Genomic DNA, 16,391 nt, shown 5'->3' on the forward strand with positions numbered 1-16,391 from the left:
GCCCGCGAGATGTGGTTTTTTCTATTAAAGTTGGGAGTAGGTAAGTATTATCTTTACTTCAACGATAATACGCTTGTCTCCTCTCAAATAACACAATCAAATGTTTTCATGAATAACTAATTATTTCAGTTTAGATACAGAAATAGCTTATTTATCATTCTATTTTTATCAGTATTTTCCCAGAAAACGCCGCCTTACGGACGTTAAGATACTTGACATTCTATTTAGGTTTAGAATAAAGGCAAGCCCAAATCGAAACGGAAATGAGCAATAATAAAAAAACAGGAGAATACTATTAACCTTAACGTTAGCATCAGGATATTGATACAAAGCTCTTTGTGCTCTTGTAATATTATCACAGATTTTGATTTCAGTATCTGTAATTCCGCCTTTTTTCCAGTTTCCAACATTTTTGGTGATGCCTACTTTTTGGGTGCTATCAGAGCTGGTTGATGATCCAACCTTAGAGATATTCAGCATATCTTGCTGAAAGTCTATTTTTAACCAATTGCATAAATCTCTTACAACTTCCTCGGGGTTATTTGTAATATCCTCAAAACGAACTGTTTTTACTCTTGGGTTATCTTTTAGTTTGTAGCCAGCGGTAATTGCATTTTTCCAAAGTTGTGCAATAGCTATTGGATGATAGTTTGCCCATGCTCGTAAGGTTTCAAAAAATGGGATGGCGCGTCCCTCGCCATTTCCGCCTAATGAGGCTCTTTTCCACTTGTTTTTTTGTGATAGCAAAATATCTCTGGGGTCTCGTACCATCTGAATGAGCATAGCTTCTGGGTATAAAGACAGGATTTCTTCTGCATAAAATATATTTAGTGGGGTTTGCTCGCAAGGAATTATTTTTCCTCTCCGGTTTGTCTCATATTCCAAAAAACATTCAAATACTCTTTCTGGGCGTAATTCTTCATTTGATAATTTAGAAATAATCTGGGTGGCTTCTACTTCAAATTTTGATAACGGGCTTTCGGAGAACAAATCTTCGCGTTGAATTCGTAATAATTTTTGAACCACCTGAATCGCCCAAGACCGTTCACAGGTTTCATTCGGCTTTGGAATCCAAAGTCGTTCAAAGAAATGAAGTTCATCAAAAGAAAAAATCTGTGAATGTCTTCCCATCACAAAACCTAACATGGTAGTGCCGCTACGGCCATTTCCTACAATAAAAATTTTAGTATTTTGTTGGTTCATTTATGTTTCTTAAATATAAAAAATAATCCGTTAAATTTCTATTACTAATCCATCATGGCCAAGAGCTACATTTGGGGGTAGTTCTTGGCTAACTTCGGCATAAGTTCCCATCAAATGGCTGATATGCGTAAACCATGTTTTTTTCGGTTTTAAAATAGAAACTAACTCCAAAGCCTGCTCTAAGTTGAAATGAGAAATATGTGGTTCTTTTCGTAAAGCATTAAGTATCAAGACATCTAAATTCTGTAACTTTTCTATTGATGATTCAGGAATTAAGCTGGCATCTGTAATATAGGCAAAGTTTTCTATCCTAAAACCTTTTATTGGAAGTTTATGATGAAATATAGGGATAGGTTGCCATATAGTTCCGAATAATTCAAATGGCTGTTCATCAATTATTTGTAATGAAACCTGTGGTATTCCGGGATACGGATAACCATTGAAAATGTAGGGAAATTCCTGTTTGAGTTGGTTAGCTGTTATTGTATCTGAAAAAACAGGAATATTAGATTGCTGCTTATAGTTAAATGGTCTAATGTCGTCTAATCCGGCGATGTGGTCTTTATGTAGATGCGTGAGCACTACGGCATCTAATTGTTTTGCACCTATTCGCAGCATTTGTTGGCGAAAATCCGGTCCGGTATCTATCACTATGTAATTTCCGTTTATTTCTAACAAAACGGAAGAACGAAGCCTCTTATCCCGTAAATCATCAGACATACAAACCGGACAATCACAGGTAATCATGGGAACTCCGCCGGAAGTACCTGTGCCTAATAATATTACTTTCAAAGTTTTAACTCTAACTGTTTTATTTGATGTAATAGTTTTTCTTGCTCTGGATTTAGGGTGCTTGGGTCAATATCTATTTGCCTCAAAACCTCAATAAGAATATTTATCCTGCTTTCAATTGGATAAAATTTATTGATAACGATGATTTTTTGCTCATCTAAGATACAATATCCACCCTTAAAGGTACCTTTTTCGTATCTTATGGATAGTCCGTTTTGGGTTAAAATTTCGGTTAGTTTTTCGGACAGGTTTTTGGTTATTCGGATCATTTAATAGGCAGGTTTGTGCCGTATAGTTTGTTTATTTTCTTTTTGGGTAAGGTGATAACCTTCATAGTCATTGTTATATCTTCATCTGGGCGGTCTGTGCGATTTTTTTTCACTTTGGCGATAGCATCAACGACCTCCATACCTTTAATAACTTTTCCAAAAACGGTATAAGCACCATTTAGGTGTGGCGTTCCGTTTGGATTTTGGACGATATAAAACTGGGAACCGCTGGATTCTCGCTTTGGGTTTACGTCATCTCCCATTCGTGCACCGGCTAAGGCTCCACGTATGTGTTTAATCGTATCCCGTATTTCTGCCTCTATGGTGTAGCCGGGGCCTCCTTGACCGTCATTATACTTATTATCATCTTTGGAATTTGGATCCCCCCCCTGAATCATAAAGTTATCAATAACCCGATGAAAGGTTGTGCCGTTATAAAAGCCATCTTCAGCTAATTTGATAAAGTTTTCTTTATGTTTCGGAGTCGCATCAAAGCAAATTAAGGAAATGACACCAAATTTTGTCGTAATTTCGATAATTCGCTCTTGCTTTGAAGATAATTTTTTAGCAGTCTTTTTATTCCCCTGCGCAACTCCAATAGTTACAGTAAATAAAAATAAACTACTGATAATCAAACGTATCATATTATAGTTGATATTTCTTTTAATCCTGCGAATTACGTAAAAAAAACGGATTGTTTAGTGAATTACCGCTATTTTACCCATAGCAACCTAAGTTACAGATATAGAGCACCTTAGAATGGATTTAACTTATTAGCTAACCACTTGAATTAGAAACAGGATTGATTGATACTTTAAATAGTTTATTTTCAAATATAAATCAGTTTTTATTTTTTGATTCTAATAATTTCAGTTCAATTTTTTTTATATTTGCAAAGTGATTTGATTTAAAGTATGCGTAAATTATTTTTATTCTGTTTTGCCATTAGTTTAGTGGCTGTTTCTTTTGCACAATCTAAGAAAGGAAATTTTCATGAGTCGCGGTCAGCACATTTTCCGGTTTCTACTCATAAAACCCAAACTGACTCTGTTTTGGAGCATAGCCCGGATAGTTTGAATTATACTCTTTACACATTTAACTCCCCAAGTTGGGGCTTTGTAACGGGAACAAACTCATACGGAGACCAAGCTTGGGCAGAGCGTTACAAGATTTCCGGTATGGCTGCAACCATTAAGAGAGCTATTTCCTTTAATTTAGGTACATTAGTAAATGCCTCGGATTCAGTTTCTTATGTCGTTTATGACGTGAATGCCTCAAAACTTCCCGGAAATACTTTAGCTACTAAGCGTTCCGCAGTTGCCGATATGGCTTGGGAACTTCTACCGGGCGGAAGTTTGAGCGATGTTATGAACACTGTGGATTTCAACCCACAAGTACCACTTCCAGATTCTTTCTACATCAGTTGGGCAGTTCCTTCATACACCCCAACCACACTAAACGACACACTTGCTTTGTGGGTTAAACGTTCACCAGCTCGTTATGATTCTTTAAACTATGGCGTTTGTGCTACCAAATGGGACGACAACTCATGGCATGATGAATACAGCGAAAACACCGGATTACTCTTTGTGCTGGGTGTATTTCCTTTAATAGATGTTCAAAGCACTACTTCAAGTGATGCTTATCTTGAAAATAAAACTTTTAAATTATATCCAGTATATCCAAACCCCGTTTCTGAAACCTTAAACCTGCATTTTAACCAAAAAATAGCTTCTGAAACCTCCATTCATATATTTGATTTGAATGGCCGAAAAGTGTTAAATACTTCTTTTGGGAGCTTACCAGCAGGCGAATCAATCCAAAAAATTTCTGTTTCAGGACTTAACCCAGGTGTTTACACCTATGTTATCATGACCCAAGAAGGTGGCGGAATTGCCGGTGAATTTATCGTATCAAAATAAATTAACGAATTCAATTTTAAACGGAATTTATTCTTAAATGAACAAGGGGAAAAATCCCCTTGTTCATTTATTTTCAACCCAAAACTAAACTATTATCAAAATTTTTACATAACAAAAAATCCGTGGTATTTTGTTTGGTGAATAGTTATTATATTTGTCATTAGATGCATTATAAGGTTTGGTTTAAGTTTTGTATTATCTGGTTTCTATGGCAGTATTCCTTTACTGTAATGGCTCAGGAAGTTTCTGATAATGAGGATAAACCGATTCTTCCTAAACCTGCCTTAAAGTTTGGATTAGGTTTTTTAGGAATAACCTATAATGGAGACTTAAACGCAAACGAAGAATATTGGCATCGGTTTTATCCCGGAGGCAATCTTTCTTTGCAGTTTAACTCCGTTCGGAGACTTTCTCCCCAACTCAATATTGGTTTTTCTAAAATTATAGCCCAAGACAGAAGTCTTTTTCAAAATGGGCAAAAATCCAATAATTATGTAGAAACACCTTTTTTTTGGGGCAATGTTTTGGTTAAATATAGATTTTACAAAACTGGAAGAGTGCGCCCACACATCGCAGCAGGAATAGGTATACTCGGATTTAACCCTAAAGATATAGAAGGCAATAACTTAGCATCCAATCAACAAACTCGAGAACCTGGCGAAACCTACTCAACTACCGTTTTATTCTTTCCACTTAATGCAGGAGTTGAGTTAAAACTAAATAGTTTTGTAGCTATTGCCTTAGATTATTATCGTTTTAACACTACCACTGATTACTTAGACAATGTCGGTAAACTTGGGAAAAAGCGCGGAAAAGACATTCTGCAGGGCTTACAATTTACCGTATTTTGGATGTGGGATTATCAAAAAATGAAGTTCGGGCGAGACCGAAGCCTGTAACCTTTTCGCTATTTTCAACGTAATGTAGTAACTCACGGAGAAAATTATGCTCTCATTAATCCGTCCATTATTTTTTCATAAAATCATCCTATCTGCTTTTTTATTAGCTGTTTATTGTCATAGTAAGGCTCAATTAATTGATATGTTAGATAGTGATAATGGATTTTTTGGATTAACTTTTGGAAAAGATATTCGTGATTTCCCAACACTAAAACATAGCCGTAAAGCTCTTTGGAAACATGAATACATTAATCCAAACGATTCTCTGTCTTTTTTGCAGGTAAAATTCTATAGCGTACATTATATTTTTTACAAAAATCAACTGCATTCTATCCGAATTAAAATTGAAGGGGACGAAATGTCTCAGCGTTTTTTGGCAATTCTAAAAGATTATTACGGAGAGGGCGAACAAGCTGGCCGCGCACCAAGATATTATTGGAAAGGAAAATTGGTGTATTTAGTTTATGACCAAAATTTATTAACCCAGAATACCGAAGTCCGTTTTGAAAGTGTATTGATACAAAGGGAATTAGAGAAAGACTATAATGCCGCTTATGAGTAGCATTTACTCAACATAGCGGCGAATCATATCTAAGGCAGTAAGTATCGTGAGTTCAATATTTGTAGCTCTATTTTGCCCGAATGTAAATTTTTTAGCAACTGTTTTTTCGGGTGTTTTGAAGGCTATCCAAATAGTACCAACCGGCTTATCTGGGCGTCCCCCCGCGGGGCCAGCTATCCCAGATACTGCAATGGCACAATCTGTTGATAACTGCTGACAAGCTCCGGATGCCATTGCATACACAACTTCCTCAGAAACAGCACCATATAAAGACAATGTTTCAGCAGGAACATGTAGTAGATTTTCTTTTATTTGATTTGAATACGCTACAATACCGCCCATAAAACTATGGGAAGCTCCAGCAACTTGGGTTAAGCGTGCCGCTATTCCACCGCCAGTACAGCTTTCGGCAGTTGCTAATGTCCATTTTCGGCGGGCTAAACAGTTTAAAACATATTCTTCTAACGTTTCTGCTCCTTCTCCGGCAAAATTTTTACCGGTAATTTGGATAATTTGAGAAATTGCAGTCTCTATTTTTGGCAAAAATAGAGATATTTCGTTCGATTGGCAGCGCAAAGTAAGCCGTAACCGCACCAAACTCAAATGAGGTAAATATGCTAAGGTAATTTGTGGCGGCAAAATATCCTCAACAGATGCCAGCATTTGAGCTAACTTAGACTCCGGGATTCCTACAATACGAAAATGACGATGTAATAATGATTCAGAAACAAAACATTCTGATAACAAGGATATTACAGATTTTTCAACAATTGCTTGTAACTCAAAAGGGACTCCCGGCAGCAAAAAAATCAACTTCCCATGATATTTCAGTAAAAGCCCGGGAGCTGTACCAACCGGATTCGGCAGTACAATACAACCTTCCGGAATATCTGCTTGCTGCTCATTTAAGGGATTCATAGCAATCTTTTTAGCTAAAAAAAGGTCTATTAGGAAGTCGTATGTCGGCTGATGCCTAACTAAGGGAACACCCACACAACGTGCTATCGTTTTCTTGGTAATATCATCTCTGGTTGGGCCTAAGCCACCTATAAAAAAAATAATATCCCGTATTGGCAATAGACTTTCAAATGTTGATTGAATAGCTTTTTCTGTATCTCGGATACATTGCTTCCGGGCTATATCTATTCCTATTGTAGCTAACTGCTGCGCTAACCACACTGAATTAGTATCCACCGTTTGGCCAGCCAGTAATTCGTCTCCTATCGCAATAATTTCTACTTCCATCGCTAATTTTTTTAAAAACTATTGAGAAACAGTGCATTGGCTTGTGCAGGTTTCATGAATAGTTATTGATTTTAAGTTAGGTAAAACTTTAATAAGTTGCTGAAAAAACCAAATTGATAAATTTTCAGACGTTGGATTAATGAGTAATGAATCGTTCCATTGTGCTCCTAAGTCGTTAAGGCTTTGATGATCAAGTTTTTCTATCAATGGTTTAACTTGACTTTTGATTTCTCCGAAATCCATAATTACACCGGTTACGGGGTCTGGTATGCCGGTAATGCTTACTTTTACCTTAAAACTGTGTCCATGAAGTCTTCTACACTTATGCCCATCTGGAAAATTCGGCAAAAAGTGTGCTGCTTCAAAGTTAAATGTTTTCGTTATTGTTAATTCCATAAAAATATGGAGAAAGCATTTAGAATTTTATAGTAAATTTTTATTTTTTAGCTTATTTACAAAGAAAGCACACTTTCATCAGAAAGTAAATCCTTCTGATGAAAGTGTGCTAATTAGCTAATTGTTTCTTATTTGTAAAAGAATTAGAGAAGTTTTCCGAGGTTCATCGCTATGCCCATATTGCCTTCGACTTTAATTTTTCCCATCATAAAAGCGGTCATAGCACTGCTTTTTCCTTCTACGATGTTCATTATATCTGACATAGATATTCTGATGGTGCAGTCCGCAGGTTTATTTTCGTTGGTAACTGCATTTGGAACGTTTTTTCCGTCAATATGAACGTATTTGTCTCCGTCAATAACAAATAGTATAGCTGCATTAATACCGGAATTTGCTCCGGCCTTGCCACGAATGGTTTCTGTTAGTTTTTCTAAACTCATGCTTTGGTATTAAAAAAGTGTTTTGTCATTTTGAGCCGGTGTGTCTTTGAGAGAACCGGTTTCTTTGGGTTGGTTTATAATTTGTTCGTGATCTCCCAGTGTTTTGGAGTTCACGATAGTGTCTGGGTTTTCTTCATTTAATTTATCAATAGGAGTTTCGGTTGATAGAGTATCCTTTTGCGGAAGAATCTGGTCATCAAACGCTGCTTCTATTTTGCCTGATTTTGCGTTTAAAGTGTCTATCCACGTTTGGGTATCATCTTCAGAACCAAGTCCCATTAATTTTTCTACTTCACGTTCGATTTTTTTTAAAATAGACTGGTCTTTAACTTTTTCTATAATTTGTTTTTTTGCTTTTAGGTCTTCAAGGAATTGTTTTTTCATTTCTTCCCGCTGTTCTTCGCTGGACTTCCTCTCTTCCATACTATTTTCAGGAATTAGATATTGAGAGAATTGTTTTCAGAGTGTTTTTCTTGGTTGGAAGTGTTTGTATTGGGGGCTGTAGATATTTCGTTAGACCCTAAGTTCATTTCTAATTTGAATTGTTTTACGAGTTCTGCGGCGCGTAGTTTTTCGGCTTCTTCATCAAGTTTCATACCTGAGGTGTCAATAGAATCTAGTGCCATTTCCATACGGGCTTCATTTTTAGCTGTTTGCTCGTTTACGCGGTTTAGCATTTCATCATGGGTTTGATCTACGCCGGCAACTTCAAAAGATTGCATTGTATCGGCAATTTTAGCTTGCCATTTTGCTCTTTCGTGTGCTCGTAATGCTTCTTTGGCTTCGGCGATTTTTCGATCTTTTTCTTTCATAAAGGCTTTTTTGACCTCTAAGGCTTTTTCGTAAGCTTTTTTGGCTACGACAAGCTGAGATTCTGTGCTGGCACGGGTAGTCTTTACTTGTTCTAAGCGGGCAGCATAACCGGCAGCAATATCATCACGGCCTGCAGAAATGGCGGCTTTCATCTTGCTAACCAAATCGTTATACTCAGCAGTATATTTGTTGTTTTCCTTTTCTAATAATGAAACACTTGCTTTAACAGTAGCAATACTTTCGTTCATCTTAGGAACTTGGTCGTTTAGTTCACGAATGTTTTGCTCCAATATTAATTTTGGATCTTCAATAGCTGCTACTGCACCACCAAACAATGCTTTCAGTGCCCTCATAAATCTCTTCCACATACTATGTACGGTTTAAAAACTGCAAATCTAATATTAAATTTTGATTTGTTCAACCCTTAACAATATTTTTAACGTTCTCAAAATAATTCTATTACGAAATAGATCTAAACTTTTTAGAAAAATAAAATGTTTGAGAAATAATATTTAAGTGTATTAAGTAAGTATTTTTTATTTAAAAAATTGTAACTACATAAGTTTACTGACAATGTTAATATCCAAAAACTCTTTTGGAAAACCTATTACTAAAGATGTTATTGGGGTCTATATTTTTTCTCATAGCACTAAATTCATGAAATTTAGGGTATATTTTTTGGAATTCTTCTGATGTTAAATAAAAATTTTTCCCCCAATGTGGTCTTCCTTGGTAGGGTTTAACCATATTTTCAAAATCACGAAAGTATGCTTCTGCCAATTTAGGGATACTTGTATAGGCTCCGATGTAGCAAATATCTCGCTGATATGCAGGGCTTAGCGGAATATCATCTTGGGCAACAAACCGAACTTCCATCGGAAAATTCACAAAATGCTTATTCCGTTGTATTAAATTTCGGGTTTCGTCAATGGCTTTTGCAGCATTTTCGATTGGGATGGCATATTCCATTTCATCGTGAGTAGGAATCATTTTACTAATGTTAAATAAGGCATCACTTTGGTTTCTTCTGATGTGCGGAGTAAAGTAAGAACTTTGAATTATCTGATTCATTACGGTCGTCATTTTGGGATATAGGCGACTTAGGTAGATAAGAGCCGAAAAGCCAACTGTGGAAAGTCCGCTGGTTTCTAAAAAGTCTTTTAGGGAAGTTCGGGTACGTGGGCGCGTAGTGCTGTTGTAGGTATATACCTGAATTTTATTGGTATGCGGCATCCACCAAAGTTTACAGTATTCGTTTTCCTGTAAAATTTTATTTAAGTTAGCCAGAACTGTATCAAAATCAAGTAGTTTAAGTTCTTCTTCTACGTCAAAGGCTTTTTTGCAGTCAAATGTAATTTCGGTAATGATGCCAAGTAGGCCCAGATGTACACGGGCGTAGTTAAAGAGTTCTGGATTTTGGTTACGGTTTAGGGTTTGGGGGTTGCCGCTTCCATCCACTAATTTCATTTCGGTAATATCTGCGGATAAAATTTGGGTACGGATACCTGTTCCGTGAGTTGCTGTGCCGGTATATCCGGCAGCTGTTTGCATCACAATAGAGCCAAAATTTTTGAATCCTAATCCGTTTTCTGCTAATTGGCGGTTTATTTCCCGAATGTTAGCACCTCCTTGAACCGTGATTTTTGGCTCTTCTTTGTTGATTTTTAGGATGTTTGACATATTATTCAGTATCAAGACATCTTGCTCTATTGCCGGAGCATCCGAAAAGGACAATCCAGAACCGATTACTTTTAATTTTCGGCCTTCTTTAACAGTGTTTTTTACTATTTGGCAAACTTCTTCCTCATTGCGGGGAGAAAATGTTTTTTCAGGATTGTAAGTTCGTGTTCCTGCCCAATTTGCTATCTTCATATAAAATTCATTTTTGTAAAAATACACAAAAATCATAGGATTGCGTTATTACGTAATGGTATGCCGGTTTTTTTATGTTTTTACTGGTATCCAACTTCTAATTAGATAAAAGATTAACTTTGCCTAAATTCTTATTGAAGTATTTATGATGAAGTATGGGGTTCTTGGGCTAAGTGTTATCGTAATTGCCTGTATTGTTGTGATATATTTCTTTTCGGAGATGTTTGTTACTATTGAGACAGGAGAAAAAGGCATAATTTTCTATAAGTTTGGAGGGGGGTTAGATAAAAAAGAGGTTTTAGGCCAAGGGCTTCATACGCTTGCTCCGTGGAACACTTGTTTTGTCTATGACACCCGCATTCAAGAGAGTGGTGAGGAAATGGAGGTATTGGCCAGTAATGGTCTTTCTATATTGTTAGATTTATCTTATCGTTACTCTCCAATACCCGAAGAAATCGGGTACTTGCATGAAGAAATCGGCGAAGATTTTCACCGAAGAATCGTAATTCCGGAGATACGATCTTCTACCAGAAAAGTTATTGGAAAATATTTACCCGAAGAATTGTATTCTACGAAAAGAGAAGTTATTCAAGAGGAAATTTTTCACCAAACAGACGCTGCTATTAAAAAGAAGCACATCAAATTAGATGCTTTATTGATTCGCAGTATCAAACTACCGGAAACAATTAAGGTTGCGATAGAGTCAAAACTAAAACAAGAGCAAGAATCTATGGAATATGAGTTTAAAATTTCTAAAGAAAAAAAAGAAGCTGAAAGAAAACGTATTGAAGCACAGGGAATTAAAGACTTTCAAAATATAGTTTCTGAAGGTATTTCTGATAAACTACTTCGCTGGAAAGGTATTGAGGCTACCCAAGAGTTGGCAAAATCCCAAAACTCAAAAGTTGTAATCGTGGGTAATGGAAAAGATGGTTTACCGGTGATATTAGGGCGCGATTAGCAACTTACAGTATAGTTTTGTAGCAGTATTTATTGGGATGAAAGAAATTGGAAGCGGGCAAGTCCTCTACCTACTTAGACATGGGCAAACGACTTACAATCAGTTAAATATAGTTCAAGGGGGCGGTATAGATTCTGCCCTAAATGAAACCGGCATAGAGCAAGCCAGATTGTTTTATGAGCGTTACAAGCATCTTGATTGGGCTTGTGGATATGCCAGCGCATTAAAGCGAACGTATGAAACAATACAGTTTTTTGAGCAAAAAGGTGTATCTATAAACAAATTACCCGGGTTGAATGAACTAAGCTGGGGTGAAATAGAAGGCTTAGAGAACTCACCGGAAGTACAGCGCAAGTTCTTGCGTGTAACAGATGCGTGGTCGAGCGGGCAGTTTGATAAAAGCCTACCCGGCGGTGAATCAGCAGACCAAGTAGCCAAAAGAGCTATTGGTGCCATTCGTCAAATCCTTGCAGCACATAGTTATGGCCAGAATATCTTGATTTGCTCACATGGGCGAACCCTACGAATCCTATTATCGGTGTTATTGGGTTATGGGCTAAATAAAATGCAATTTTTTAGCCATGAAAATACCGGAGTAAACATCTTAGTTCATCAGGGAAACTTTCGTTTTGCGGCTCTTCACCTAAACCGAACCGAACATCTGAAAAACTAATTACCCTCCCACTACAAACGTATTTTACTTAAAATAAGAACTTTAATCTGTATCTATCTTCAATAGAGGGGTGTTTTTATGGGCAAAAACATCCTCAAAACCTTGTAGAAAATAGTTTTTCACAAGCCCTAAAATTCTATATCTAACCTAAAAAGATTTCTGTTGAAAAGAAATTTTTCCAGTATTTCATATTAGAAACAAAAATATAGAGAAAATTATTTTTTTTAATTATCTGATTATCAATATGTTTATTTTGTATAGAAAAGTCTATTGATACTGTCTATTTATTTTTTTATCCCAAAGCAATAAGTATTTATCAAAACAGAAATGCTAATACGAAACAAAAAATTTGGATTTTCGTAAAAAAGATATTAACATTGTACCACATATTTATCCACCATTTAACATTAAAAGCCATGAAAAAGACACTGTATTTATCCTTTTTGCTACTTCTTGTTGTGGGTTTGGTGAAGTTTAGCTTTTTTTCCTCATCGGTATCAACAATACCTATTATATCGGAAATTCCAACAAAGGTTTCTTTCATCAAGTCGGATGCTCCTAATACTATTTCAATATTTCCTGAAATCCGAGAAGTACAAGTGGTTAGTTATAAAACTGTAGCTAAAAATAAGGTAGTAAAGCTAGTAGCTTCTAAACCCGTAACCACTACTCAGGAAAATCAAGTTACCCAAAATACTATCCCAAATACAGAGATTACCTACGAAACACATTCGGTTTTAGCTGATAATAATTCACTTGCAAATTCCGATACTGTTTCTCCCGAATCGCTATTATGGTTAGATCAAATATTTTCCGGAAATGATACTTTAGCAGAGAATCCAGCCGAAGAGCATTTTTCCACTACTAACCCACCTAATGACGACGCTATTGAAGTAGGTACGATAAGCGAAGACGATTTTACAACGGTTCCGGAAACAGGTACAGCAAACAAAGATAATTTTATAGCTATTCAAGATGATATTCCCACTGAAAAAGTTGAGTAATATCAAACTAACTGTTCTTTGTATCGCTGAATAGTTTGTTGAATCCCGAAATATAACGCATCTGCGACAAGGGCGTGGCCAATAGAAACCTCCGCCAAATAGGGTATTTGCTGCTTTAAAAACTTAAGATTTTGCAAATTCAGGTCGTGTCCGGCATTGATTCCGATACCGTTAGCATGAACTTTTTCTGAAAACTCAATATACGGAAATATTGCCTTTTCAGGAGATTGGCTAAATTGTTGGGCATAAGGTTCGGTATAAAGTTCGATTCTATCAGCAGGTAAATCAAATAATGGTTTTAATTGAGTTAAATCCGGGTCTAAAAACAATGATGTTCTGATGTTGTGTCGTTTAAAATGCTCTAAAATAGGCAGTAGAAATTTATTTTGCTGAATCAAATTCCACCCGAATGAGCTTGTAAAGGCATCCGGCGGGTCTGGAACAAGGGTTACTTGGGCAGGTTTTACTTCGGTTACTAATTCAATAAATTCCGATGTAGGATAGCCTTCTATATTAAACTCATTGTTAATCAGGTTCTTAGAAATATCCCAAACATCTGATATACGAATATGGCGGCCATCCGGTCTGGGATGAACCGTTATTCCATCTGCCCCAAAGTCTATTGCGTTGAGTGCAAACGCTAAAACGTTTGGTATATTAATATGTCTGCTATTCCGTAAAAGAGCTATTTTGTTTACATTTACACTTAAATTAGTCATTATTAGCTACTTAATTGTCGGTGGTTTGGGGGGGTAATACATGATTTTCTTGGGAGGGTTTCTAAAACGTAAACTTTCATTCAAAAAGATAGTGTATTGATTTTGCCAATTAACAAAAGATTTATTCATTCCCTCTCCTTGCGCAAACAACTCATCGCTTTGTGCCTTTTTGGCAGACCAAATAACAAAGACTTCTTCAGGTTTGATTTTATTCTGATTAACGCTATCCAGAAAAGCATTAACAGTGAGTAGATATGATTTGTAAGTATTTAAAATTGAGCGATATGAATCTATATTTTGGGTAAAATTGTTATTGAGTTGGTTAAATTGTATTTCTGTAATAGAGTCAGATTTCATTGCCTGAATACCGGTTTCGCCTAATGTGTCATGTAAAGCCTTTGTCAAGCTGTCATTTATTCTTTGAAAACGAGTTAAGTTTTCTTCAAAACTAATTACTCTTTTTCCGATTTCTCCGGCTTCAATGGTTATTGTGTCAATAACTTTTTTATCAACAACTTGCTGGCAAGATGATAAAAAGTAAAGCAGTATAAAAGTTAAAATATAAGCAGTAGTTGGCTTCATTTTCAAGGTATAATTTTGGTTGTGTTATAGATAAAAGCGTTTTTAAATCAGGTTATCTAACGTGTTTAGTTCTTCTACAAAAGAGGATGATAAGATAGGAAATCTACACCATGTTTTTGGGTCAAGATTTTTGTCGTCAAGATGAAATGAGGGTGCATAACGTTCTCTTTTCCACTGATTTCTTGCCCATAATGTGAAGAATTTACGGATATAGTTTTTCAGTGTATTATCATTTGTAATTCCTCGTAGGGCATAAAACACCTCTGCTGGCGATTTGTAATCTCGGATAGCATGACGCTCAATGAGGTTTAGGATTGGGTATGGCATCAGGTCAGATTCATCTGTTTGGGTCATTTCGGCGGGTCTTAGTTCAGCGGTAGGTTGTAGAGAGTTTACGTAGTGTAGCTGTGGGATTTTGAGTGATTCTTCTGCCCATTTTAGCCACTGGATAAGAAATGCTTTATCAATTCCGCCGAGTGGTGCTAATCCGCCGCAGGTGTCGCCGTCCATAGTTGCGTACCCTACTGCGGCTTCGGAACGATTACTGGTGGCTAACAACAAGGCAGACCTTAAATTTGCCATCATCCAGATACCGGGTGCACGTACACGAGCTTGTATATTTTGCAGCGTAATATCGTCATCTTTCCAGTTTAGCTTTCTGCCATAACTATCTTCTACCATTTTGTGGTAGTTATCTAATTGAGGCTGAATGCTCCAGTTGTAAAATTCGGCTTCTAAGCCTGAGGCTAATTCGTATGCACTTTGAAGTGTCTGGTCGCTGCTATTTTGGGTGGCTTGGTAAACACACAAAAATAATTGCTGTATCAATGGTTTATCAGTAGCTAAACGGCAATATTTGATGCGTTCAAAAAAAACGGCATCTCCTAATTCTTTTCGGGCTTCTTCTATCATTTTAGCTATCAAAACGGCACAAACGCTTGAATCTGCCCCACCGGATAAAGACAACACATAACCACGGCTATAGCTTTTCCGCATATAGTCAAAGAGGGCTAATATCTCGGCACGATAAAATTCCTCTTCCTTAGTTTCAAAGGATACAGAATAATCTTTTTGGTTATTTATATCAAAACGATATTTTTTACTTTCAAGTGGAGCATTTCCCTGTATTAACGAGATATTTAGATTTGGTTTAAAGTTAAATGACTTTTTGCGGAATTTTCTGATTCCAATAACATCTACGACAGTTGATAATATTTGAAATTCTTGAAAAGAAAAACGGTTGTTTCTGGCTAATAAACTTCCATTTTGGCTAATTAAAATTTCGCCATCATAGATAACCCTTCCCGATTCATTGCCCAAAAGATTGCTATAAACATAAGTACAGCAATAAGATCGGGAGGCTTCTGTAACTAATTTTTCCCGAATAGCCGTTTTTCCAAATGCAAAGTGAGAGGCACTTGGGTTCAAAATAATATCTACATTGTTTAGATAATGTTTTTGTGCCGGGCGCACACCGTTCCACGCATCTTCACATATTTCAAAACCAATTCTAACTCCGTCTATCTCAAACACTAAGTCTCCAAGCGGGTAGCTGTCTCCGGCAATTTGATGTTTGGTAACAATGTTAGCATCCCATGGTTTAAACCAACGGGGTTCATAGTGGATTCCATCCCCCGCTAAATCTTGTTTCGCCACAAAACCCAGTATCTGGCAATTTTGAATCAAACAAACTGCATTAAACAAGCAGTTCTCATGAACAATTGGTAACCCAACGCTAACAACAATATTATTACAAACAGATGCAATTTTAAGAAGCTCACGCTCCGCTTGTTCTATCAGAAAATGGGAAAAAAAAGTATCTTCACATCCATATCCAGAGATTGCTAACTCCGGCAAACAAAGAATATCAACATCTTGATTTCGAGCCTCTTGTATAGCCTGAATTAACCTCCGAGTATTTCCTGACCAATCTAATGGAGTTTGATTAACGCATGAACCGGCTATTTTCAAAAATTTCATAAAAACAATTGTAACCCGAGATGATTACGCTTCAAAATTGACTGTTTTTTAGGAAAAAT

19 protein-coding genes are annotated in these 16,391 nt (G+C 36.5%); 6 read left to right on the forward strand and 13 right to left on the reverse strand.

What is annotated here, in order from left to right:
- Positions 1-168: 168 nt before the first annotated feature.
- The 4 genes from LC115_03735 to LC115_03750 are packed head-to-tail and all read right to left on the reverse strand — an operon-like array spanning position 169 to position 2,908.
- A complete protein-coding gene (locus tag LC115_03735) occupies positions 169-1,203 on the reverse strand; it encodes a sulfotransferase (GenBank protein ID MCZ2355796.1) in 1,035 nt (344 codons plus the stop codon).
- Between the two features lie 30 nt (positions 1,204-1,233).
- Positions 1,234-1,995, reverse strand: a complete 762-nt coding sequence (locus LC115_03740; GenBank protein MCZ2355797.1) for an MBL fold metallo-hydrolase — start codon at positions 1,993-1,995, stop codon at positions 1,234-1,236.
- Positions 1,992-2,264, reverse strand: coding sequence for a hypothetical protein (locus LC115_03745; GenBank protein ID MCZ2355798.1), 273 nt, complete (start codon positions 2,262-2,264; stop codon positions 1,992-1,994). The genes LC115_03740 and LC115_03745 overlap by 4 nt, the downstream gene beginning before the upstream one ends.
- Positions 2,261-2,908, reverse strand: a complete 648-nt coding sequence (locus LC115_03750) for a peptidylprolyl isomerase (protein MCZ2355799.1) — start codon at positions 2,906-2,908, stop codon at positions 2,261-2,263. The genes LC115_03745 and LC115_03750 overlap by 4 nt, the downstream gene beginning before the upstream one ends.
- Before the next feature lie 270 nt (positions 2,909-3,178).
- Here LC115_03750 and LC115_03755 point away from each other — a divergent pair, with 270 nt between their 5' ends.
- The 3 genes from LC115_03755 (at position 3,179) to LC115_03765 (ending at position 5,647) form a co-directional block, all read left to right on the forward strand.
- A complete protein-coding gene (locus LC115_03755; protein ID MCZ2355800.1) occupies positions 3,179-4,186 on the forward strand; it encodes a T9SS type A sorting domain-containing protein in 1,008 nt (335 codons plus the stop codon).
- Positions 4,187-4,350: 164 nt separating this feature from the next.
- The gene (locus LC115_03760; GenBank protein MCZ2355801.1) at positions 4,351-5,085 is read left to right on the forward strand and encodes a hypothetical protein; all 735 of its coding nucleotides are present in this window, start codon (positions 4,351-4,353) and stop codon (positions 5,083-5,085) included.
- A 46-nt stretch (positions 5,086-5,131) separates the two neighbouring features.
- Positions 5,132-5,647 (forward strand): hypothetical protein, encoded by a 516-nt coding sequence (locus tag LC115_03765; protein MCZ2355802.1) that lies wholly within the window; start codon positions 5,132-5,134, stop codon positions 5,645-5,647.
- Between the two features lie 3 nt (positions 5,648-5,650).
- On the opposite strand, the gene LC115_03770 is transcribed toward LC115_03765, so the two are convergent.
- The 6 genes from LC115_03770 to LC115_03795 all read right to left on the reverse strand — a co-directional run bounded on the left by LC115_03770 (position 5,651) and on the right by LC115_03795 (position 10,413).
- Positions 5,651-6,892: a competence/damage-inducible protein A gene (locus LC115_03770; GenBank protein MCZ2355803.1), complete on the reverse strand. Its 1,242-nt coding sequence runs from the start codon at positions 6,890-6,892 to the stop codon at positions 5,651-5,653.
- An 18-nt stretch (positions 6,893-6,910) separates the two neighbouring features.
- Positions 6,911-7,288, reverse strand: a complete 378-nt coding sequence (gene queD / locus LC115_03775; protein ID MCZ2355804.1) for a 6-carboxytetrahydropterin synthase QueD — start codon at positions 7,286-7,288, stop codon at positions 6,911-6,913.
- Positions 7,289-7,431: 143 nt separating this feature from the next.
- Complete coding sequence (locus LC115_03780; GenBank protein MCZ2355805.1) at positions 7,432-7,728, reverse strand: SCP2 sterol-binding domain-containing protein; 297 nt, start codon at positions 7,726-7,728, stop codon at positions 7,432-7,434.
- Positions 7,729-7,737: 9 nt separating this feature from the next.
- Positions 7,738-8,151: a hypothetical protein gene (locus LC115_03785; protein ID MCZ2355806.1), complete on the reverse strand. Its 414-nt coding sequence runs from the start codon at positions 8,149-8,151 to the stop codon at positions 7,738-7,740.
- A 14-nt stretch (positions 8,152-8,165) separates the two neighbouring features.
- Positions 8,166-8,909: a PspA/IM30 family protein gene (locus tag LC115_03790; protein ID MCZ2355807.1), complete on the reverse strand. Its 744-nt coding sequence runs from the start codon at positions 8,907-8,909 to the stop codon at positions 8,166-8,168.
- Positions 8,910-9,117: 208 nt separating this feature from the next.
- Entirely contained in the window at positions 9,118-10,413 is a 1,296-nt protein-coding gene (locus LC115_03795) for an FAD-binding protein (protein ID MCZ2355808.1), read from the reverse strand.
- A 145-nt stretch (positions 10,414-10,558) separates the two neighbouring features.
- On the opposite strand from LC115_03795, the gene LC115_03800 reads away from it, so the two are divergent.
- The 3 genes from LC115_03800 (at position 10,559) to LC115_03810 (ending at position 13,051) form a co-directional block, all read left to right on the forward strand.
- Positions 10,559-11,374 carry a prohibitin family protein gene (locus tag LC115_03800; GenBank protein ID MCZ2355809.1) on the forward strand — a complete coding sequence of 272 codons (816 nt, stop codon included), beginning with the start codon at positions 10,559-10,561 and terminating at the stop codon, positions 11,372-11,374.
- A gap of 37 nt (positions 11,375-11,411) precedes the next feature.
- On the forward strand, positions 11,412-12,047 hold the full coding sequence (locus LC115_03805) for a histidine phosphatase family protein (protein MCZ2355810.1): 636 nt from the start codon (positions 11,412-11,414) through the stop codon (positions 12,045-12,047).
- Positions 12,048-12,463: 416 nt separating this feature from the next.
- Entirely contained in the window at positions 12,464-13,051 is a 588-nt protein-coding gene (locus LC115_03810) for a hypothetical protein (GenBank protein MCZ2355811.1), read from the forward strand.
- 2 nt (positions 13,052-13,053) lie between these two features.
- On the opposite strand, the gene LC115_03815 is transcribed toward LC115_03810, so the two are convergent.
- Genes LC115_03815 through nadE form a run of 3 tightly spaced genes read right to left on the reverse strand, consistent with a single transcriptional unit; the run spans position 13,054 to position 16,332 of the window.
- Positions 13,054-13,770 carry a pyridoxine 5'-phosphate synthase gene (locus LC115_03815; protein MCZ2355812.1) on the reverse strand — a complete coding sequence of 239 codons (717 nt, stop codon included), beginning with the start codon at positions 13,768-13,770 and terminating at the stop codon, positions 13,054-13,056.
- 6 nt (positions 13,771-13,776) lie between these two features.
- Positions 13,777-14,352: a hypothetical protein gene (locus LC115_03820; GenBank protein MCZ2355813.1), complete on the reverse strand. Its 576-nt coding sequence runs from the start codon at positions 14,350-14,352 to the stop codon at positions 13,777-13,779.
- Positions 14,353-14,394: 42 nt separating this feature from the next.
- Positions 14,395-16,332, reverse strand: a complete 1,938-nt coding sequence (gene nadE / locus LC115_03825) for an NAD(+) synthase (protein MCZ2355814.1) — start codon at positions 16,330-16,332, stop codon at positions 14,395-14,397.
- Between the last annotated feature and the right edge of the window lie 59 nt (positions 16,333-16,391).

The sequence above is a fragment of the Bacteroidia bacterium genome, assembly GCA_026932145.1.
Lineage (GTDB): Bacteria > Bacteroidota > Bacteroidia > J057 > JAIXKT01 > JAIXKT01.